Annotated in this window: 23 protein-coding genes; 6 read left to right on the forward strand and 17 right to left on the reverse strand. The window is 47.4% G+C overall.

Annotated features, from left to right (window positions below; genetic code table 11):
• Window positions 1-12: 12 nt before the first annotated feature.
• Window positions 13-1,680 (reverse strand): ShlB/FhaC/HecB family hemolysin secretion/activation protein, encoded by a 1,668-nt coding sequence (locus ACTHTU_RS09515; RefSeq protein WP_440362400.1) that lies wholly within the window; start codon window positions 1,678-1,680, stop codon window positions 13-15.
• A gap of 211 nt (window positions 1,681-1,891) precedes the next feature.
• Window positions 1,892-2,800, reverse strand: a complete 909-nt coding sequence (locus tag ACTHTU_RS09520; RefSeq protein ID WP_440362401.1) for a Dyp-type peroxidase — start codon at window positions 2,798-2,800, stop codon at window positions 1,892-1,894.
• A gap of 103 nt (window positions 2,801-2,903) precedes the next feature.
• Between ACTHTU_RS09520 and ACTHTU_RS09525 the strand changes: the two genes are divergently transcribed.
• Together ACTHTU_RS09525 and ACTHTU_RS09530 are read left to right on the forward strand one after the other, a co-directional pair.
• On the forward strand, window positions 2,904-3,992 hold the full coding sequence (locus ACTHTU_RS09525; RefSeq protein WP_440362402.1) for a metallophosphoesterase: 1,089 nt from the start codon (window positions 2,904-2,906) through the stop codon (window positions 3,990-3,992).
• 140 nt (window positions 3,993-4,132) lie between these two features.
• Window positions 4,133-4,723 carry a LemA family protein gene (locus ACTHTU_RS09530; protein WP_070646820.1) on the forward strand — a complete coding sequence of 197 codons (591 nt, stop codon included), beginning with the start codon at window positions 4,133-4,135 and terminating at the stop codon, window positions 4,721-4,723.
• A 108-nt stretch (window positions 4,724-4,831) separates the two neighbouring features.
• Here the strand turns inward: ACTHTU_RS09530 and ACTHTU_RS09535 are convergent, their stop codons facing one another.
• From ACTHTU_RS09535 to ACTHTU_RS09550, 4 genes are read right to left on the reverse strand one after another with little or no spacing between them, the layout of a single operon-like run.
• Window positions 4,832-5,944: an SGNH/GDSL hydrolase family protein gene (locus tag ACTHTU_RS09535; RefSeq protein ID WP_440362403.1), complete on the reverse strand. Its 1,113-nt coding sequence runs from the start codon at window positions 5,942-5,944 to the stop codon at window positions 4,832-4,834.
• Window positions 5,941-6,969 carry a peptidoglycan O-acetyltransferase PatB gene (gene patB, locus ACTHTU_RS09540; RefSeq protein ID WP_440362404.1) on the reverse strand — a complete coding sequence of 343 codons (1,029 nt, stop codon included), beginning with the start codon at window positions 6,967-6,969 and terminating at the stop codon, window positions 5,941-5,943. The genes ACTHTU_RS09535 and patB overlap by 4 nt, the downstream gene beginning before the upstream one ends.
• A gap of 10 nt (window positions 6,970-6,979) precedes the next feature.
• On the reverse strand, window positions 6,980-8,416 hold the full coding sequence (locus ACTHTU_RS09545) for an MBOAT family O-acyltransferase (RefSeq protein WP_440362405.1): 1,437 nt from the start codon (window positions 8,414-8,416) through the stop codon (window positions 6,980-6,982).
• 46 nt (window positions 8,417-8,462) lie between these two features.
• Window positions 8,463-9,101, reverse strand: a complete 639-nt coding sequence (locus tag ACTHTU_RS09550) for a DedA family protein (RefSeq protein ID WP_070592086.1) — start codon at window positions 9,099-9,101, stop codon at window positions 8,463-8,465.
• A gap of 230 nt (window positions 9,102-9,331) precedes the next feature.
• Here ACTHTU_RS09550 and hda point away from each other — a divergent pair, with 230 nt between their 5' ends.
• The 4 genes from hda to ACTHTU_RS09570 all read left to right on the forward strand — a co-directional run bounded on the left by hda (window position 9,332) and on the right by ACTHTU_RS09570 (window position 11,982).
• On the forward strand, window positions 9,332-10,000 hold the full coding sequence (hda, locus tag ACTHTU_RS09555; protein WP_070459969.1) for a DnaA regulatory inactivator Hda: 669 nt from the start codon (window positions 9,332-9,334) through the stop codon (window positions 9,998-10,000).
• Window positions 9,997-10,665 carry an HAD family hydrolase gene (locus ACTHTU_RS09560; RefSeq protein ID WP_440362406.1) on the forward strand — a complete coding sequence of 223 codons (669 nt, stop codon included), beginning with the start codon at window positions 9,997-9,999 and terminating at the stop codon, window positions 10,663-10,665. The genes hda and ACTHTU_RS09560 overlap by 4 nt, the downstream gene beginning before the upstream one ends.
• Window positions 10,666-10,724: 59 nt before the next feature.
• Window positions 10,725-11,039 (forward strand): TonB family protein, encoded by a 315-nt coding sequence (locus ACTHTU_RS09565; protein WP_004519868.1) that lies wholly within the window; start codon window positions 10,725-10,727, stop codon window positions 11,037-11,039.
• A gap of 157 nt (window positions 11,040-11,196) precedes the next feature.
• Window positions 11,197-11,982, forward strand: a complete 786-nt coding sequence (locus ACTHTU_RS09570; protein WP_070584190.1) for an endonuclease/exonuclease/phosphatase family protein — start codon at window positions 11,197-11,199, stop codon at window positions 11,980-11,982.
• A gap of 1,172 nt (window positions 11,983-13,154) precedes the next feature.
• Here the strand turns inward: ACTHTU_RS09570 and ACTHTU_RS09575 are convergent.
• The 11 genes from ACTHTU_RS09575 to ACTHTU_RS09625 form a co-directional block, all read right to left on the reverse strand.
• Window positions 13,155-14,891 carry a DUF927 domain-containing protein gene (locus tag ACTHTU_RS09575; protein WP_440362407.1) on the reverse strand — a complete coding sequence of 579 codons (1,737 nt, stop codon included), beginning with the start codon at window positions 14,889-14,891 and terminating at the stop codon, window positions 13,155-13,157.
• Window positions 14,888-15,988, reverse strand: coding sequence for a DUF7146 domain-containing protein (locus ACTHTU_RS09580; protein WP_440362408.1), 1,101 nt, complete (start codon window positions 15,986-15,988; stop codon window positions 14,888-14,890). The genes ACTHTU_RS09575 and ACTHTU_RS09580 overlap by 4 nt, the downstream gene beginning before the upstream one ends.
• On the reverse strand, window positions 15,985-16,170 hold the full coding sequence (locus ACTHTU_RS09585) for a polyribonucleotide nucleotidyltransferase (protein ID WP_070440650.1): 186 nt from the start codon (window positions 16,168-16,170) through the stop codon (window positions 15,985-15,987). The genes ACTHTU_RS09580 and ACTHTU_RS09585 overlap by 4 nt, the downstream gene beginning before the upstream one ends.
• Window positions 16,167-16,382, reverse strand: a complete 216-nt coding sequence (locus tag ACTHTU_RS09590) for a hypothetical protein (protein ID WP_049351938.1) — start codon at window positions 16,380-16,382, stop codon at window positions 16,167-16,169. Before ACTHTU_RS09590 ends, ACTHTU_RS09585 begins: the two co-directional genes overlap by 4 nt.
• 145 nt (window positions 16,383-16,527) lie before the next feature.
• Window positions 16,528-16,746 (reverse strand): hypothetical protein, encoded by a 219-nt coding sequence (locus tag ACTHTU_RS09595; RefSeq protein WP_440362409.1) that lies wholly within the window; start codon window positions 16,744-16,746, stop codon window positions 16,528-16,530.
• Complete coding sequence (locus ACTHTU_RS09600) at window positions 16,706-17,032, reverse strand: hypothetical protein (RefSeq protein ID WP_440362410.1); 327 nt, start codon at window positions 17,030-17,032, stop codon at window positions 16,706-16,708. Before ACTHTU_RS09600 ends, ACTHTU_RS09595 begins: the two co-directional genes overlap by 41 nt.
• A 363-nt stretch (window positions 17,033-17,395) precedes the next feature.
• The gene (locus ACTHTU_RS09605) at window positions 17,396-17,653 is read right to left on the reverse strand and encodes a helix-turn-helix domain-containing protein (protein WP_440362411.1); all 258 of its coding nucleotides are present in this window, start codon (window positions 17,651-17,653) and stop codon (window positions 17,396-17,398) included.
• A 128-nt stretch (window positions 17,654-17,781) separates the two neighbouring features.
• A complete protein-coding gene (locus ACTHTU_RS09610; RefSeq protein ID WP_049344708.1) occupies window positions 17,782-18,012 on the reverse strand; it encodes a helix-turn-helix transcriptional regulator in 231 nt (76 codons plus the stop codon).
• Window positions 18,013-18,146: 134 nt separating this feature from the next.
• Window positions 18,147-19,082 carry a hypothetical protein gene (locus tag ACTHTU_RS09615; protein ID WP_070646834.1) on the reverse strand — a complete coding sequence of 312 codons (936 nt, stop codon included), beginning with the start codon at window positions 19,080-19,082 and terminating at the stop codon, window positions 18,147-18,149.
• 55 nt (window positions 19,083-19,137) lie between these two features.
• On the reverse strand, window positions 19,138-19,449 hold the full coding sequence (locus tag ACTHTU_RS09620; RefSeq protein WP_070646835.1) for a helix-turn-helix domain-containing protein: 312 nt from the start codon (window positions 19,447-19,449) through the stop codon (window positions 19,138-19,140).
• Complete coding sequence (locus tag ACTHTU_RS09625) at window positions 19,446-19,814, reverse strand: type II toxin-antitoxin system RelE/ParE family toxin (protein WP_440362412.1); 369 nt, start codon at window positions 19,812-19,814, stop codon at window positions 19,446-19,448. The genes ACTHTU_RS09620 and ACTHTU_RS09625 overlap by 4 nt, the downstream gene beginning before the upstream one ends.
• Between the last annotated feature and the right edge of the window lie 24 nt (window positions 19,815-19,838).

A 19,838-nucleotide genomic window follows, 5' to 3' on the forward strand; every position in this document is an offset into this window, starting at 1 on the left:
ATTTACATAACTTTAAAATGGAATGCGCAAAGAAACGGTCACATGATCCTGTATTTCACTGTTTGATTGGTTGGGCATGCGCGCAAAACCTTTGCCATAGTCGGCAGAAAGTTGCCATTTGTCCGCCTTACCTAAATTCAAACCTGCAACCACACCCATGGCGCGTTGCGAACCTTCGTTATTGTTTTTGGCAACGCCGATGTCTGCGCCCAGATAAGGCTCGATATAGATGCCGTGGGGCGTATTGCGGCGGAAATAAACGGTATTGCTCAACAGGACTGCGCTGTTTGCGCTCAAAGAAGTTGAACGGAAACCGCGTACATTTTGATGACCGACGACGTCCATTTCTTTGGTGGCAAACAAATCATGAGGGCTATATTGGGCATCGATTTGGTGATGGTTGCGCACGATCCATTTACCCAATGGGCGGTTTTGAATCAAATTGCTTTGCAAGGATACAGAGGTATAGCGCTTGTCGAACGGCGTGTGTTCGGTATTTTTTGCAAACCCTTGTTCTACGCCGATATTGTTGAGCCAAATGCCGTTTGGCAGGATGGCTGTATGCGACAGGCCAACTTGTGCCGAATAGATTTCCGGGCTTTGCAATTCCAGTTTGCTGTCGGCAAATTGTGCAGTCTGTTTCACATAATCGATGCCGGCATAGGCGGAGGTAATGTGTTTTTGACTGCGTGAGAATACGCGGTCTGCTTTGATTCCTGCCGCTTTGGATTTGGAGCGGTAGGCATAGCGTGTCACGCTGGGCGTTAAGATGCTTTGCGATTGCGACGCGGCGGCGTAAGTGCTGAATGTCCATGCGCCATAAGGTACTTGGTAGAACATACTGCCGCCGCGACTGTAATGGCTGTCGTGATTGTTTAGATTGGTATAGCCGTTTAGATAAAGGGAGTCGCTCAATCCCAACGGGCTGCCGACACTCAGGCTGCCGCGCAGTGTCGTGGTATTGGGTTTGCTGCCTTTATTGTCGATGGTGACGCTGCCGCCCCAATGTTTTTGGGCATCGTTGTTGAGTTGGATGGAGGCAGTACCGTCATCATGCGGATAAACATCGATGCTGATGTTGTTGCCGACAACATGGTTTGCCTGTTCAATACCTTGGTCGAGGTATTGGATGTTCAGCGGTTTGCCTTGATGATCGGGGAAGAGGGTATTGACATTGACCGTACGGGAGCCGCCGGTAATTTCACGGATTTTGCCTTCGATGACTGCCAATTTCAGGACGCGTTCAGGCGTGGTTTCAAATTTGATTTGCGTATGCGGATAGCCTTGAGCGATATATTCGGCAACGATATCCCGGTTCAGTTGGTTGATGCTGTTTTGATTGATACATTTGGGTAACTTGGCTTCAATCTTTTTGGAATCGATGAGGGTAATACCGGAAAGCTCGATACCGGTGTAATCCAAGCATTCGGTATTGTTTTCAGACGGCCTCTCTTGTTTAACCGCGTCATTATCTTGTTTTTTTTGTAAATCCCATGCCGACTGCTCGCGTTTTTGGATTTCGACCGAATGAATCTGGTCGAGATTGTCGCGGAAGTCTTTGTCGAATTGGTTGGGTACGTTTTTATCGATTTGATCAAGCGGATTCGGCGTATTGGCTGCATAGGCGTTCAGCGCGGAGAGAATCAATACGGGCAGGGGAAGAAGGCGGGATTTATACATGGTGTCGTAATTTTATAGAGATAATAATCGGGTTTATTTTATCGAAAATAGCTGCTTGGGGCGTATCGGTTTTTATTCTTGTCTGCAATCAGGGTTTATTAAGCAATAATGGGAAAATTTCTATGATAATACCATAAAAGTATTAAGGGAATTTAAATAACAAAAACCTGCCTTTGAAAAGGCAGGTTTTTTTCAGACGGCCTTTGAGCCGTTAAAGATTTTGCAAACGCTCGACAGAAGGTGCGTAGTAGTAAGCACCTGATACGGCTTTAGACAAATGTTTCAACAGCAAGTCGGTTTTGCCGTCAGATTCGCCGAACATATTGAGCAGTTGAACTTCAATATTGTGCAGCGTGTTGCAATAGGAAGTGAACATCAGACCATGTTCGCCACTGAGTTTGCCGAAGGGCAGGCTGCGGCGAACGATTTTCAGGCCAATGCCGTTTTCTTTGACATTGACGCGACCGAGATGAGAGTCGGGCAGGCGCACGTCTTTGCTGAATTCGTCATTGGTTTCTTTGCTGCGGCCAACGCTGGCTTCTTGTTCGGCAGTAGGAACGGCATCCCATTTTTTCAAATCGTGCAGATATTTTTGAAGCAAAACATAGCTGCCGCCGGCATCCGGCTTGCCTTCGGGAATGATGGCAACATTGCGCACATTGTCATCGCCCTGCGGATTTTCCGTACCATCGATAAAACCGTCCAAGCCGCGGTCTTCATACAGGCGCAGGCCGTGTTCTTCAGTGGCTACGCGGATGCTGTCGCCGAATGCACCGAAAACAGATTGGGCCAAGGCATAGGCGGCTTTTTGCTCGGTGGCTTGAATGTGGATATAGAGGTCGTGTTGGGTGGAAGGGGCGAGGCCGTTGCCCAATTCAGGGAAAGGTTTGATTTCGCTGCCTTCATCAGTATGGCCGAACGATTGCCATGCGCGGCTGCCGAAGGCAATGGTCAAACCCAAAATATCATTCGGAAAACGAGTTTTTAATTTGGCCAGAGCCTCCAAAGAAAGGCGGCAGGCAGATTTGATGTCTTCGTTGCGGCCGTCTGAAATGTCTGCTTCGATAAAAATACCGGCTTGTGCGTGATCAGGAATAATAGCTGATTGAGGTTGGCTCATGATGATTCCTTTCAAAATATTATGGGTTTTTACGCGGGGGATTATACACTGAAAGTTTCAGACGGCCTAAAATCTGCCTTTTGATTTTTTAGGGCGGAAAGGCATGTTTGGCAAGATGTTTTTTGTGAGTGTCATTCTGTTGCAAGTGTTTACATTCGGGCTCGGGCGTTCGCTGCAATGGCTGTTTGCGCCTTGGATTGGCAAAGTCGGCAGACATTGGCTGATGGGTATTTCCTATTTCATTACAAACGGCTTGTTGGTCGGCTTGCTGCTGGAGTTGGGACATATGATGTTCCGCGTGGTGGCGTTTTGGATGGTGATCTTGCTGTTTGTGATGTATGCCGCGCTGGCGACATTTATCCTGTATCTTTTGCTGCGCCGTTTTGTGGCGCGCCAACCACTGTCACGAAGCCTGCGGCTGTTTGCGCCTTTGTTTGTGGCCGGTTTGCTCGGTTTGGGGATGTATAACGCCTATACGCCCGTGGTCCGACATCAGACCGTATTCATCAATAAGAAAATGGATAAGCCGTTGCGTATCGGCGTGGCCAGTGATTTGCACTTGGGGATTTTGTTCGGCGCGCGTCAATTGGACAAGCTGACGGACATCATGAAGCAGGAACAAGTCGATATGGTGTTGCTGCCAGGCGATTTGATGGACGATACCGTCGATGCCTATCTGAAAGAAAACATGAAACCGCATTTGCAGAAGCTGACTGCGCCGATGGGTGTTTATGCCACTTTGGGCAATCATGACTGGTTCCGCGATCAGAAGCGCATCAAACATGAATTGGAAGCGGCAGGTTTGACGGTTTTGGCCAATCAGGTTTTGGAAGTGAATGGTATGTTGCTGGTAGGGCGGAGCGATGATTTGGATCGCAAGCGTCCCAGCACGGAGCAGCTTTTGGAAGGTCAAAATACCGAATTACCGGTTTTATTGATGGATCACCGTCCTACTTCAATCGAAGCCCATGCACGGCTGCCGATTGATGTGCAAGTTTCCGGCCATGTCCACAACGGCCAAGTTGCACCTGCCAACCTTATCGTCCGTACGCTTTATCGTCTTGCTTACGGTTATGAGGCGATCGGCAACGGCCATTTTTTCACCACTTCGGGCTACGGCTTCTGGGGCATTCCCCTTCGTTTGGGTTCGCAATCAGAAGTGTGGGTTATCGACATCAAGTCAAAGCATTGAAATAGAAATATAAACTTCAGGCCGTCTGAATTTTAGACGGCCTTTTTTATGAAAATTGGGAAAAAATATTAAAATTGGATTATAATCAATGTAAAAAATCAGCCACCGATATAAGTGGCATCATAACTAGGGAACTTACTATGGGTATTATTAGTCTTGCACTTATCTTCGTATCAATCACCGCCGTCTTATTGTATTTCAAACAACAGTTGAAAGACCACAAAAAAGACTGTCACGAATCCTTTGTCTCTTTGCGCATTGCGCTCGACTGCCGCCATCAGGCTGTCCGTCATGTATTGGATGCATACAGCAAACACCTGCAAGAGCAGGGCATTGCATCGGATCAAAACGTTCAGCAGATGTGTGCCGAAGTCGAAACCGCATTGGCGCAAACTGTCAAAACATTTTCCGAATCCAAAATCAAACATCTGTGTGAAGCCGAAACAGCATTGAATTATGCGCTGAAAAAATTGCAAACTGCCGTCAACGGTCTTTTGAAACAGTATCCTGATAAGAAATTGGCCGGTTTGATGGAAATGCTGAATGCAGCAGAAGCGGAAGTCGCATTGGCACGCCGCACTTACAATCGCAGGGCCGGAAGTTACAACCATCATTTAAACAAGCTGCCCAACCGTCTTGTCGCCAAGCCATTAGGCTTTGACAAGCAGGCAGGATTGGTTCGTTTTACGGAAAATCAAACGCAACGCATGAGCAGCAATATGTTGGCTTAAAAATTAAGCAGTTTGCTGAATAAGCGATAAATAAAAGGCCGTCTGAAATATTAATTTCAGACGGCCTTTTGTGTACTGTTAATGAAAAGTACTTAGGCTTTGGCTAATTTATTGAGCAAAGCGGATCAGGCTGTCGGCAAGCTTATCGGCTGCAGTTTCGTAACCTTGTGCAGAGAAGTGAACGCCGTCTTTGGCTGCCAAGCCTTGAGCCATCCAGCTTTTCATGCTGCATGCGCCCCCCATTGCATCTTGCCAAGACCAGAACATGATTTTTTCGTCACGGGCAACGCGTTGCTGCATTTGTTGTACTTCGCTGAGCAAGACAGGACGGTTGCCGCAGCTGCCGTAGGCGGTTTTCAAAGATTCCGGAGCGCCGAGGATCAGGATACCTGCGTTGGGCAAGGTGTTTTTGATTTGACGGATGTAATTGCGCCATGTTCGCTCGGTAGAGGAAATATCGAGGTTGCCGGAAAAGGCTTCATTGGTACCGTAGGCAAGGATGATTAAATCGGCTTTGGTTTGTGCTAAATCTTCCCACATGCCCGGCCGCCATTTTGACCATTGGGATAACTGCGCGCCGTTGATGCCCATGGCGGAAACGGTTACGCCGCGTCCGGGGCGTTCGATATTAATGAAACCGATTTGCCAAGGCATGCTGCTGCTGAGGGTCATCGGCAGGGAGGCATTGGTACGCAACAGTTGCCAACCGTTTTGTGTGGCAGGGATTTCGCGGCCGTTGACGGTCAGGGTTTGCTCTGACCAAACCGGTTTGCCGAAAATGGAGATTTGTTGCATATCCATGCTGCCGTCGGCTGCGCTTAAGGTAACGCTGCCACCATCGGCGCGTGCTTCAATCCCGCCGAAAGAAAAATCGCTGTGTGATTTGCGGCTGCTGATGGTGTTCCAACCGCTGCCGCTGTAACGGACGGTAGCCATACGCTGGCCCTTGACGGTGTTGGGATAAACCCAACCGATGCCGCCGTTGCCCCATTGTTGTTGCAAACGGCGACGCAGGCGGTCGGTGAAATAGTCGCCGGCGGTGTGGGAGTCGCCGACTTGGATAATACGAAACTTGCCGTCTGAAGCATTGTTGAGCTGTTGGAGTTTGTTCAGCCAGGCAGGGCGGTTGGAGTCGTAGTTACTTAACAGGCCGTCATTGGAGGCGCAGGCGGTAATAGGGAGTGCGAGAAGCGTAAGGAGTAAGGTTTTATTAAATTTCATGGTTGTGTATCGTGTGTAAAATTAATTTTTTCCATAATTTTTCCGGCCAATAGCTTTTGGCCTTCTGCGGAAAAGTGAATGCCGTCCTTACTGCGGTAACGGATGATTTTTCCATCTACTTTGACAGAGTCGGCATATTCTTCTGCGCCATTGCTCAACAGTTTGTCGGTCGGCAGCCAAATGGCTTGAGGCGACACCGTACCTGACAGGATTTTGTCGAGGTAGCGCATCTGTTCGTTGAGCTTGGCTTTTTTCATGTAAGGAATGCCCAGCCAAATGACTTGGACATCATGTGTGGAGGCTGCATCAAGAATACGGCGGACGCGGTTGAGGTATTCTGCCTCCCATTCGGGGGAGGCGAACTTCAGGTATTTTTTACCCATCGGGAAATCCCAAGGGTCGTTAGGGCCTAAGAATACAACCAAAACGCGGATGTCGGGTTCTTTTTGCAAAGTTTGTTCGATGGTTTTCGGCCAGTCGAAGAAATTGGGGTAGGATAAACCGGTGCTTTGTTTGCTGAGGTTGACCGATTGTACGCCATATTCTTGCTTGAGGTGCTTTTGTACAAAAGGTGCAACGCCCTGCATCAGCGAGTCGCCGGCAAAGAAAACTTTGTTGCCTTTTTTCAATACAACCTGCGTTGCCGACTGATCAGCCTGATTGCTTGGCTCGCTGGCTGCGGTATCCGTATTGTTGGCTACATCAGAAGCAGCAGAGTCTTTTTGGTTGTCCGATACCCCAATATCTTCGGTATTTTCAGACGACCTTGTTGTTTCAATGCCAGAGTCTTCCGAAGCCAAAGCGTCTTCTGTTTCCAGTGAAGCTTTCAGGCCGTCTGAAAATTCGTAGGCTTTTTGTTGCCAATCCGCACCAATCTTCCACCAAGCGTATTCGGATAAAGGCTCAAGCGGACTGTTCTCATGATAGGTCTGCTGCCAATAGGCATTGATGGAGTTTTGGGCAAACCACGTCAGCGCAAATGCACTGAGCAGAATCGAAACAAACAGGGAGATAAAGCGTTTCATGTTCTGCTCCTTAGAAGTTGGCGTAAATAAAGCCGGGAATGCCGGACGGGGCGAAGACGATAATCAGGGCGAGGATAAGCGTGATGGGGATAAACCACAGCCATGCAGGCAGTTTGTCCAAGCCTTTTACCGATGCTTCAAATAGGCGAAGCAAATACGGGTACAGTAAAAGCATCAGTGAAAATGCACCCAGCAACATAAGGTCGGTAGGCAGAGGTGCATTCCAACCTTTGTCATTGGCAAATAATGCACTGAACAGCATTTCCGTATCGGCAAGCGTTGCGCTGTTGAATACGACAAAAGCGAAACAAACGAAATGGAAAGTAAACAGCCAGGCGAGCGGTTTACCGATTTTCAGACGGCCTAAAGCATTGCGGCCAACGATTTTATCGCCACAATTAAGAAATACTAAAGCCGCACCGTGCAGCGCGCCCCAAATCAAAAAGCTCCAGCCATAGCCATGCCAAATGCCGGAAAGCAACATGGCAATCATCAGATTGAGCTGGGTGCGTCCGAAGCCTTTTTTGCTGCCGCCCAAAGGGATATAGATATAGTCGCGAATCCAAGTGGACAGGCTGATATGCCATCTGTCCCAGAAGTCGCGGATGTTGATGGCGCGAAGCGGCGCGGCAAAGTTTTTCGGCAGTTTGAAGCCGAGCAGCATGGCCAAGCCGATGACCAAATCCGAGTAGCCGGAAAAGTCGAAAAAGAGTTGGAAGGTGTAGCCATAAATCGCAGACAACACGCCCCAGCCGTCGAACTGAGCCGGATTTTCAAAAACAGGCGATACCCAACCTTCCGCTAATACGCCGGCAAGCCACCACTTTTTGGCAATGCCCAACATAATCAGGCCAACCGCCAAAGCCGGATAAATCAGCTGGCGTGCCTGTTTGGTGCGGATTTGCACCAATGCGCCTGCTTGTTCGCCATCTATGCTTTTAAAAGCGGCTGCACGGATAATCGGGCCGGATGTGATGGTGGGGAAGAAGCTCAGATGCAGTAGGAGCTCGTGCCATTCAAAACGCTCCCCTTTAGGCTCGCGGTAGCAATACACCAAGTAAGCCAGCGATTGGAAAGTGTAATAAGACAAGCCCAAAGGCAAAAGGATGTCGATGACGGCGCTTTGCCCCGTATATTGCTGAATAATCGGGCGAAAAAAGTCGAAGTATTTGAAGAAACACAAAACAGTCAATGCCGCCAAAATACCGCAACCCAGCCAAAATTTGCGGATATGCTCATTTTCAGAAAACATCAGCACGCTGACCAGGTAAACCACAGACGAGTAAACCAAAATCAGCGCGGCAAAGATGGGGTCGATACGGTAAAGCCAGCCTAGTCCGGCAACCAAAAGTAAAATGTTTTGAACTTTCGGCAAACGTGCAAATGCCCAGTACAGCAGCAAAAATACGATAAAGAATACCGCAAACTCAATAGACAACAACGGCATGACAATTCCTTGATGTGTTTAAACTTTCAAACTTTTCGATTGATTGTTATTTTTTAGCGTTAAGTTTGGCGCGGATGACTTCGACTACCGCGGGTAAAATCGAAATCACGATGATTGCCGCCATGACTAAGCCCAAATTGTTTTTGACGACGGGGATGTTGGCGAAGAAGTAGCCTGCATAGGAAAACGACAATACCCACAACACCGCGCCGATAATGTTGTAACGGATAAATGTCCCGTAGTGCATATCGCCCATGCCGGCGACAAATGGCGCAAACGTCCGCACAATCGGCACAAAGCGCGCAATGATGATGGTTTTGCCGCCGTGTTTTTCATAGAACGCATGGGTTTTTTCCAAATACGAACGGCGGAAAATTTTGGAATCAGGATTGGCAAACAGTTTTTGTCCAAAATACTTGCCGATCATAAAGTTGGCCGCATCGCCTAAAATGGCGGCCGCTAAGAGCAGCAATACCATAACGTGGATGTTCATGCCGCCGATGGCCGCAATACCGCCTGCAGCAAACAGCAGCGAGTCACCGGGTAAAAATGGCGTTACGACCAAACCGGTTTCGCAGAAAATCACAACAAACAAAATCGCGTAAATCCACGGGCCGTATTGAGCGGAAAGGTGGACAAGGTGTTGGTCGATATGGAGGATGAAATCAATAAGGGTAGAAATCACTAGGGTTCCCCAAATAAAAAGGCCGTCTGAAAAAGAACAGACAAATGTTTCGGCGAGAAGTTCGACATTGTAAAACCAAAGCGGAATAAAACCAATGCCGTAAGCGCGTCAAGATATGTTTAGAAGTGCAGATATGTTGCAGGTATAGGCTTCAGACGGCCTTTATCCTTGATGGTGGACGGCAAAACAACGTAAAATAAAACCGATTTCAATCTAACCGGTGCGCCTTTGTGAACCAGCTCATCTTCGATTTTGCCAGCCATGATTATCCCGGCTTCGACAAATTTCTGGGAACAGAAAATGCCGAGCTGGTGTATGTGTTGCAGCACAAACATGGGCAATTTATCTATGTTTGGGGCGAAGAGGGCGCAGGCAAAAGCCATCTCTTGCAGGCATGGGTCGCACAGGCGCTCGATGCCGGACGAAATGCCATCTATATTGATGCCGCCGCCACGCCGCTGACGGAAGCCGCGTTGGATGCGGAATATCTTGCCATTGACCAAATCGAAAAGCTTAATAATGAAGAACAGGCTTTACTGTTTGCCATCTTCAACCGCTTCCGCAACAGCGGCAAAGGCTTTTTGCTTTTGAGTTCTGAATATACGCCGCAACAACTCGTTATCCGCGAAGACCTGCGCACACGCATGGCGTATTGCTTGGTTTACGAAGTCAAACCGCTGACCGACCGGGAAAAAATCGATGCGCTCGTCAGCATGGCGGCTGCTCGTCAGGTAACCATCGATCCGGAAATCTTCGAATACCTGCTGAACCATTGGCGGCGCGATATGGACAGCCTGATGCAAATGCTCGATACCCTCGACAACTACGCCGTTATGATGGGCAAGCGTATTACTTTGCCGCTTTTGCGCCAGCTTCTAAAACAACAGGAAACCCAATGAAAAACCTTGCCATTTTCGACCTCGACAATACCTTAATCAATACCGATTCGGATCACTCCTGGCCGCAATACCTGATTAAAAAAGGCATAGTGGATGCGGCCGAAACCGAGGCGCAAAATGAAAAGTTCTACCAAGACTATCAAAACGGTTGTCTTGATATCGATGCCTTCCTCAAATTCCATCTCGCGCCTTTAGCCCGATTCAGCAAGGAAGAATTGGCTGAGTTTCATCGCGAGTTTATGGCTGAATATATTGTTCCGTATATTTCCCCGATGCAGCGTATGTTGGTGCAAAGCCATCAAATGGCGGGCGATGAAATGTTGGTTATTTCTTCGACCAACGAATTTATCATTACCCCTATCTGCCATCTTTTCGGTATTTACAACGTCATCGGCACACAGCTTGAAACCGGTGAAGACGGCCGATATACCGGCAACTATGTCGGTACGCCCAGTCTGAAAGAAGGCAAAATTACCCGATTGAACCAATGGCTTGCCGAGCGCGGCGAGACCTTTGAAAGCTACGGTAAGGTTTATTTTTACAGCGACTCCAAAAACGATTTTCCGTTGCTTCGTATCGTGGACGAACCTGTCGCCGTCAATCCGGATGCCGAGCTGGAAAAAGAAGCCAAAGCAAAAGGTTGGCCGATTTTGAATTTCAAATAACGACGAATCAGGCCGTCTGAAATATTTAACCTAACCACAACCCTAATAAGGACTAAAACATGAAAACGACTAAACTCCTCGCCTCAGCCCTGTTGTTTGCCGCTGTATTCGGTACTGCTCAAGCAGCCGATACCGAAACTCTGGAAGCCATGAAAGCGCAAAACGGCAGCGTTAAAACCGTTTTGATGGATGTCTTCACAACACCTGCCGGCGATGTTGACCGCGTAAATATCATTCAATCCAGCGGCAATCCTGAAATGGACGAACGCGCAGTGAAAAGCGTTTCCAAATATCCTTATCCGAAACGCAAAACAGCATCCAAATACCAACATACCGTTACTTTTGAAACCAATGTTGAAGTAATCAACAACTGATTCGGACGCAAGGCCGTCTGAAAAACAAAAGGCGTTTTGATTGGGAAATTCCCTGTCAAAACGCCGTTTTATTCGTTAAACAAGTATAACCAAAATTGCCGTAAAACCACACGCTCCGGTGCTATACTAAAACAAATAAACCGCTTCATCACACATCATGTCTCCCCGTCCAGTTACCATTACTTCTTACAATATGCACAAAGGCATGTCTGCGCTCAACCGCAAAGTACAGGTCAACCGTATGGCTGACGCGTTGGGTGCATTGGGTTCGGACGTTTTGTTTTTACAAGAAGTCCAAGGACAACATCTCAATAGAAGCCGCCGTACCGACTTCCCCGATGCGCCGCATTACGACATCATCGGCGACAGCCTCGATTACCATCGCAGCTACGGCAAAAATGCTGTCTATCCTAAACGACACCACGGCAACGCCATTCTCAGCCGCCTGCCGCTGAAAACGGAAAACAACCTCAACATCAGCGTCAACAAACTCGAACAGCGCGGTCTGTTGCATTGCGAAGTCGTACCCGAAGGTTGGGAAGACCCGCTGGTGTGTTTGTGCGTCCACCTCAACCTGCGCGAGCCGGATCGTCTCAAACAATACCGAGCCATCAGCGACTACGTTGGCCGATATATTCGTCCGGAAAGCCCGTTGATTATCGCCGGCGATTTCAATGACTGGCGGCAGAAATCAGCGCGTGAGCTGGGCAGGGCATTAGATTTGAACGAAGTATTTGTCGATAATACAGGCAAACGCCCCAAAACCTTCCCTTCGCGCCTGCCCATCCTCAGTCTTGACCGCATTTACACGCGCAACCTTGATGTCATCGATTCTGAAATCCACAACAGTAAAGACTGGCAGCATTTGTCAGATCATCTGCCCTTGAGTGTAACGGTTAGACCTCATCGTAAAATGAATATGAAATCAGATAGAAAAATGTGAGGCTGAAATTTTTTAAAGCACTATTGGGAATGTATCGAAAGAAAAAGTTTTTTCGCTCAGATATTTGATATAAAAACAGGCCGTCTGAAAAGTTTCAGACGGCCTGTTTAAGTTTATAAAAAAGCGCAAACCTTTTTGTATCAAAAGTTTGCGCTTTAAATCTGGTGGAGGCGGGGTCAACCGTACTTTGAGATTAACTTATTGATTTAAATATAATCATATTCTTGTTTGCGGTAAAAGTTACCCCAAAAGTTACCCCAAAACTTTAAGGTAGGGGCATTTTTTTGGCACTATTTACCCCTTGTCAGATTGTCAGTTTAAGCCGTTTGGGTAGCAGGGGCAAAAATATTTTGTGGCATTTCTGCCAAGCTGTGAAATATGGTCTGATTGTAACACCAGCAATCACGCGCCGTCTTGTGGGCTGGTGCTTGCTTTATTTTCCAGCCGTCCGATATTGCCTTTCGGGCGGCTTTTGTCTGTATCAGTTCTGCCGGTCATTTGCCCGCAAAAGAAAGCGTATATATACAAAAAAACGCAAAAATCGTTTGTTACCTTGTTACCAATGGCTGAAAGGCTTGCTATTCGTGGCTTTCGTGGTAACAAAATACAAATCTTAACCTTGTTACCATTTGTTACCGCCCCTATTTTTTAAATGTAACCATATGAATATAAAAGGGTAACAAGTGGTAACAAATCGGTAACAAGTAAATTTATGTTCATTTGTTACCGTTTTTTCTGTGTTTTTATATTTATATTCATATAGTTATAAATGTTAAATTTTGTGGTAACAAAGGTAACAAGTGATTTTGCCTCGCGCATATGGTTTTATCTTTTCGCGTGTCTTAGTCTTCTTTCCTTTTTTATGGGCTCGCAAAATTCAAGGGCTACATTATTACGCGCGCGCGTATTGGTGTCGAAATTATTTATCCCTCGTCTGTCTTTGTTGGTCATGGCGGAAATAGGGCGTAATTGCGCTGTAAGCGCGTTTTGCTTTTGTGTAGGGTTAGGTATATGGTATGGTGTGAATGGCTCTAATTTTTGAGATTTAGGGGCTTCCTGTTAATTTTATGCTTTCTTGGTTGGTCTGCCTGAATGTTTAGACGTAAAAAAGCCCGCCTGTGTTGGTCATGGCGGGCTTGGTTAGGATTTTGGAATTAACCCCATGTAAATGATTAGTCGTCCAGTTCTATATTGGTAGCTAAAACATGAAACCAGCCGTTACCTTTCCGCTGGTGTTGATAGCCTCTGTTTTTGTGGTTATATTTCAACAATCCATTATCTGCCAATACACGGCAAACTTTCGCTTCATCGAAACTTTGGGCGATTTCATTAGCAAAGACACGGCGGATTACCCATAATTCCAATTTTTCCCCCTCCTGTTTCCTATATCCTGCATGGTCTTTATTGGTGCTTTTATCGCTCCATTCCATAAACCGTGTGCCTAATGCGTGCTGGGCGATAAAATCCTCTGCCTGCTCAATGATTCGGCGGTCTTCGTGTTTTCCTGCTCCGTTGGCTTCCAGCCATTCATCAAAGCATTTTTTCACGCCTGCCATGCCTACACCTATGGGCAAGCTGGTAACAGGGGCGGCAAGTTCCAAAGCGGCGGCGGCGATAGCAAAGCGTTTTGCTACTCTTCGCGCCTGTCCTGATAGTTCGGGAATGGTTGCCATAAATGCGGCCATGCGCTCCGTTGCCTGCTGTTTGGCTTGTTCTAGGTCGTCTAAAAGCTGTTGGATAAATAGTCTTCCTGCCGTTCCGTGATATTTTTCGGCTGATTGGGCGATATGTTCGCTCAACAATGCGCCATCTTCAAATCCGTGCAATGTGTCATAAATGCCGTATTGCGCGGCGGCTCTGATACTAGGCAGGCGGGCGGCTTGTCCTGCGTTCCAATCGCCCTTATGGTGCTTCAAGATGGAATCGGGGGTCTTTTCGCCAGTGGAAAACATCATCACTTTCCAGCGGCTTAAAGCGCGGTTTCCGCCTTGTTTTGCGCCTTGCACTTTGTTGATACCGTTCATAACGCTATAAACAGTATCGCCGATAACGTGCGGGCTTGCCTGTCCTATTTCGTCCAACACCAACAAGCCATCATTGCGGGCGGCGGCTGTGTTGGAAAAGCCTATTTTCGTACCGCTCCAAGACAACAGGCTTCCTGATGGTTTGCCCCATACGCTCAAGGCTACTTTTGCGGCTGTGGTTTTGCCGTCTGAAGAATCGCCCATCAAGTGGAAGCCCCCCGATTCTTCGTTTAACAGGGAAAGCAACGGAGCGGCAAATGAAGCTCCCAAAGCAAGGCACAAACGGCTATTTCCTATTGCATATCGGGCTATGTTTTGTTGCCAGTCGGTAAGCTCTCCGTTTGGCTGATATGCCTTTGCTTGGCTGGTGTCGCCGTTGTAGATAATGGCGGGGTCTTTGTCGGTCGCGGTGATGGTTTCCCCGCTGGGCATAATGTAGCTGTCTTTGTGCCAGCCTGCGCGGTCGGTAATGGTAAAGGCTGTCGAGCTTCCCTCTTTCTGCAAATAGTCAGCCAGTTTTTCCCTTTTTGCCCGCCCGCTCATGATGACTAGGCCGAAATTCTGCAAACGCTGCCAGCCTTGAACTGTGCCGATTTCTGCTTGTGGTAGGGCGGCGGTCTTTTGTTGGCGTGTGATCTTGTCTTTAAACTTGATAATCCGATAATACGCGCCGTCGTTGTCTTGCCCCGTGCCTATAATGTCGATAGGGTCGGAAAGAAATAGCGGCTCTGCTTCGATAACATCTCCGTCTTTGTCGGTTCTAACGTTTACCCACCATACGCCCCGATTATCGATTTCAAAGTGAGGGCGCGGGCGGAATGGCTCGATATTCTCAAGGTTGTAGTCGTTAGGGCTTTCCTGCTTCGCTGTTTCGGTATTTTTCATGCTGTCTGTCCTCCGAAATGATTGTCTGATTGCTTTTTCTCGTTCAGTTCGTCCAGTGCGTCATAGCCTGGCGTTTTGCTTTGCCATATGCTCGCCTTGATTCCCTGCTTAATGGCTCGCATTGCCAAGTCATAAGCGGCTCTGTAACCAACAGGGCGGGGCGTGTCGTTATCGGCAATAATTGCAATTTCTTTTATACCGTTCAAAAAGTGAAAATTTGCCAAGCTGTTTGCGCTCAAGGCCGCGCATAAGCCCCAATCGTAAGCCTTGCATAATTCACGGGCGGCAAGGGCGGTTTCTATGCCCTCTGCAATGACAAGACGGCCATTTTCAGGAATCGGGAACAGGTGGACGGCTTGCCCTGAAATGCTGCCTTGCTTACGGTTTCGCATTTTCTTGGCCGGTAATGTTTCGCCTGTTACAGGGTCTTTGATTACGAGTTTCTGATAGCGCGGGGCGTGTAGTCCGTCCTCTCCGCATGGCTTGTCATAGGCCGTCTGAAGATAGGTAAGGTGCAAGCCTTGAAGCTCCTCGTCCATATCGCGGATAGCGCAAACCATACAGGGGAAACTACCAAGCAAAAGCGGCTTGTCTTCGCCTGTTGTCCAATAGTCTTTTTCAGGTAGAAAACGGACGTTTTCGGGTAAATGCGCCATCTCCAAACCGCGTGATTTCAGATACTGGATAACAGGGGAATCGGGGCGGATAGGTTCTGTGCTTCTCCATAATGCGGCCAGCTTCTCGATTTGGTCTTTTTCGGGGCGTGGTTGCGCTTGTAGGCGTGTTGGCGGTATCGGCAAAGGGTCTGCATTGTCCATGCCTAAAACGCCTGCAACCTGCTTTAAGGCCGTCTGAATATCACACCTGAAAAAGTGCATTACCAAGCCGAAACCATCGCCCGCGCCGTTGTTGTAATGGCTGCAAATGAATGTGCCGTTTCCGTCCTTGTCGTCATATCTGAAACGGTCTTTCCCTCCACACGCGGGGCAGGGCTGGTGTTTGTTTTTCAGGTATCGCTGGTCTATGCCTAATGCCGCGTGTATTTCCCGCCAGTGGTATTGCGCGGCTGCTCTGATTTCTTTGTATGTTGGTTTCATTTTCCTACTTCCTCGAATCTGTCCATAGCTTCGCGGGCTATGACTGATACAGTATGAATCGCCTCTTTTTGGCTTGCTCCGTCATTCACAATCAGCAAGATGGTGCTTACAACGTCCACCGCTGCGATTGCCTTTTCTTTGCTGTTTAGTTGGTTTGCCAGCTTATCCATGATGGTTTTCATTGCTCTGCCTCCTCTGATACTGGCTCTAAAACAATTCCAGCGGTCGGGTCGGTTTCCCATATCGCGGGCGTTTCCTGCTCTAGTTGCTCCGTGTCGGCGTGGGCGGGCTGGTTACAGGCTCGGACTACCAAAGCCAAAAGCAACACCCAAAACACCAGCAAGGCGCGGTTTAAATACCGGCGGAAACGGTCGGATTTATTGGTCTGTTTCATGGTTTTATCCTTTGCTCTGCCTCCAGTGTTTCAAAACATGAATCTAATAAAATCAATTAGTTATGAAAACACTAGGGCGAAGTTTGCCCTATGCCGTCTGAAATAGGCGGCATAAAGGCGGGTAAATTTCAGGGAATAGGTGGGCTTAATCTGCTTTGGTTACTCTGTAAGTAGCCCATTCTTTCAGGTCGTCTGAAAGCTCCAGCAGGGCGGAAACCTGATTTACAGATTCCGTAAAGCTGTAACCAAACACCAGCAGGTCAAAACCGCTGCCGCCTTTGGGGGTGCATTGGTTGCAGATGTAGCCGCCGCCGTCTGAATCGTCAGGGCGCGGGATGGGGTCGGTTTTGAATATATCCCTCAAGCTCGGATGACAAATCGAAAGATTCCAAGTTTTCCGCATGGGGGACTAGGGTTTGAATGACTGTGGCAAGGCGTGCCGTGCTTCTGATCGCACTTATGGGGGTGTTGTGGACGGGATGGGCGGCCATGTTGTCGCAAATGGTGTCGATGATTGCGCCCGTATTGGCGATAAATTCGCCGCCGTAGTACAGCGCGGCCATAATGCGGTTTGCCAGCTCTAAAGGGATGGTTACCGTTTGGGCTTGATTTTGAATGGTTTGGATTTGGGTAGAATTTGAAGATTTCATGAGATGTTTACCTTTCTGTTTGGCTAATGCCGCCTTTCCGTTCCTACACGGTGGGGCGGCGGGCAAAGGGCAAGGGTAGGAAACTGGCAAACAGTACCAGTGGGCGTGCGCCCTCCTTGCCCCGCCCACCATAAAAAGGTAAAGCTAGGGGATAGATACAAAAAAAACCGCTAGGCGGCTTTGTATCTGCCTGTTTGTTTCAGCTTCCTACGGCTGACCTGCTATTGAACAGGTTAGCTAATCTTGCCGTTTTGCTTGGTGTTTGTAAATACTTTTCAGACGGTATTTTTATAAGCGCCTGATTCTGCTTTTAATTAAAAGGATTTATGCCTCGCCTAGCACGTTTTACAGGCGCGCTTGGCGTTATGACTTGCTCCTTTCCGACACCAGCAAAGAAAACCGCCCGCGTTTCACGGTCTCCCCAAATTGGTTTTTTACATCTTCCATCACGGTTATGATTTCATGCCCCGCTCTGCGAAGCTCCATAATGCGTGAGTTATAGCCAAGTATGCCCATCTGTGCCAACTCCCATGAAGTAACGCTCCCTTTTCTCAATCGGGCTAAAATGCGCTCTCTTTGGCTTGGCGTTTTGGACTTAATACTGATAGAATTATTTTTCATAATCTTTTACCTTTTAATTTCGCCGTCTGAATGGCCGTTCAGGCGGTTTTATTTTTCAAAAATCAGGTCTTGAGTTATCATCGCGCGCGCGGGCGCGTATTGGTCCGAAAACTCCTGTTCTCCTTTCATTAGCTTGCCTGTTCTGTAAGCCATTTCTTCACTTCTCCTGCTACATAAAAGCGGCTGCGCGTGCCTGTGATTTGGCGTGATTGCGGGAATTGTCCTGCTGCCTCCAGTCGTCTGATTTGGCTACTGCTCAAGCGAGTGATTCCGCGCCGTCCTTTCGCTTGGCTTGTCTCAAGTTCTGCAATAGTTAATTGCGCGGTATCAGGTAAGCTGTCGATATTGATAATGTGCATTTATTGCCTCCGTTTGGTTAATCACGCCTGCGGGTTGCTGGCGTTTCGATAGGCACAAATATAGCCGCCTCAATGGGCGGCTGTTTAGGCAGTAGCGTGTTGATTTCATGAAATAGCGTGTTGATTTCATGAAGTCAGCTAGTTGATTTCATGTTTTGCTCAAATTTTTTTATCCACTCTACAACCGTTCTTTCTGTTGGAACATCAGGGGCGGGGATTTCACCGTTATTAATTTTACGGATAATCAGGCTGATTAATTCAGCTTTTCCTCCTCTTTGATTTAACTTTCCCTTTCTTTCCTCCAATAACTGATTTACGGCTGCTATCGTTCCTGCTTTTTCATAAGGGCTTTGCTTGGCTTTTCCTGCTCTTTTAGCGTTTTCCGAAATTGCATTTTCTTTTACTTCTTTTATAAGTTTCTTCAGTTCCTCATCTCTCTGACTGCTCATAAAATCATATTCAGCAATCCTTAAAATGTTCCATGCCCTCAATAAATCGCTCACTGCATTTTTTCTATGAAACTCTTTCCATTCTTGAAGAGGGATTGGAAAATCTATATCACTTGCTTCATCTTCAACAGTTTGTGGGCAAAACCCACTCATAGCATTTTCAAAATGCTTTAAAGCTAAAACTGCGACTAATTCAAACTCTTTTACATTTGGAAGCTCATCATCTTCATCATCTATCCCATATCTCTCAACATACCCTAGTAGCGCTTCATAATCTTCAGTGTTTTCCTCTGTTTCTAAGTATGATGTCTCTTGAATATATTCGATAGCTCGATGTGTTGGATAACAATTTACCTCTCCATCTGAATAATCCCACTCGAACAAATTATGCAGACTATCATCAAAGTGAAGGGCTTCTTTTAGTTCACGAATGGCTGTATCTTCTTCCTCTTGAAAATAATATTCGATGTTTTCATCAATCAATCTAATAGCATATTCAATTTGCTCATGCGTCCTGTTCTGCAACAATCGCTTTAACGCTGCTAACAGTCTGCTTGTAGCTGGTGCTGAAAAGCTACTAGCCTGCCAAGCCAAATTTTCTAATTCTTCCCATGTTCTCATTATGTTAGCCTTAAATTTCCCCGATAACTTGAAGCGGATATTTTCAGACGTATTTTTAGGCAATCGCCTCAATTCCCTTGTTCTTGACGATAGTAAGCAGCTTCAAAGCCGCGCCGCTCGGCTTTTTAATACCCCGCTCCCATTCGGAAACTTGGTTTTTGCCGATGTTTAGATACATGGCAAAAGCGGCTTGTGATAATGCTTCGCGCTCTCTGATTGCCTTGATGTCTTCGCCGCTCAATGGTTTGATTTCGGTCAGGCATGATTTGTCAAAATCGCGCATTGTTTTTTTGTCAATGACGCCGATGTCGTGAAGTCCCTGCATGGTTTCATGTATTGCTGCGAAAATCTCGCTTTTGTATTTCATGGCTGTATCTCCGTGAAAGTGCCGTTTGATTTGGCTTGTTCTATGTCGGTTTCCGTCATTGCCAAGATGATGGCGGCGGCTTTCTTTAATTCTGCAAGTTCTTTGTTCGTGATGTTTTCGCGGTCGTTCTTGGCAAAGGCAGTCATGAAAAACGCCCGTTCCCCACGTCTGAAAAATATCAGGCTACGATAACCGCCGCTTCTGCCTTGTCCTTGCCTTGCTATGCGCTGCTTGATAATACCGCCGCCTAAATCTGCGTCTATCACTCCTTTACCTGCCCGCTCTACCGCTTCTATCAGCTCGGAATCGCTGATTTTGTGCTTCTTGGCAAATTTCGTTATCCACTGGTTTCTAAATATCCGCATGGTTTTCTTTCGTAATGCTTAAGA

This window comes from Neisseria sp. P0020.S005, assembly GCF_051957055.1.
GTDB classification, from domain to species: Bacteria; Pseudomonadota; Gammaproteobacteria; order Burkholderiales; family Neisseriaceae; genus Neisseria; species Neisseria subflava_A.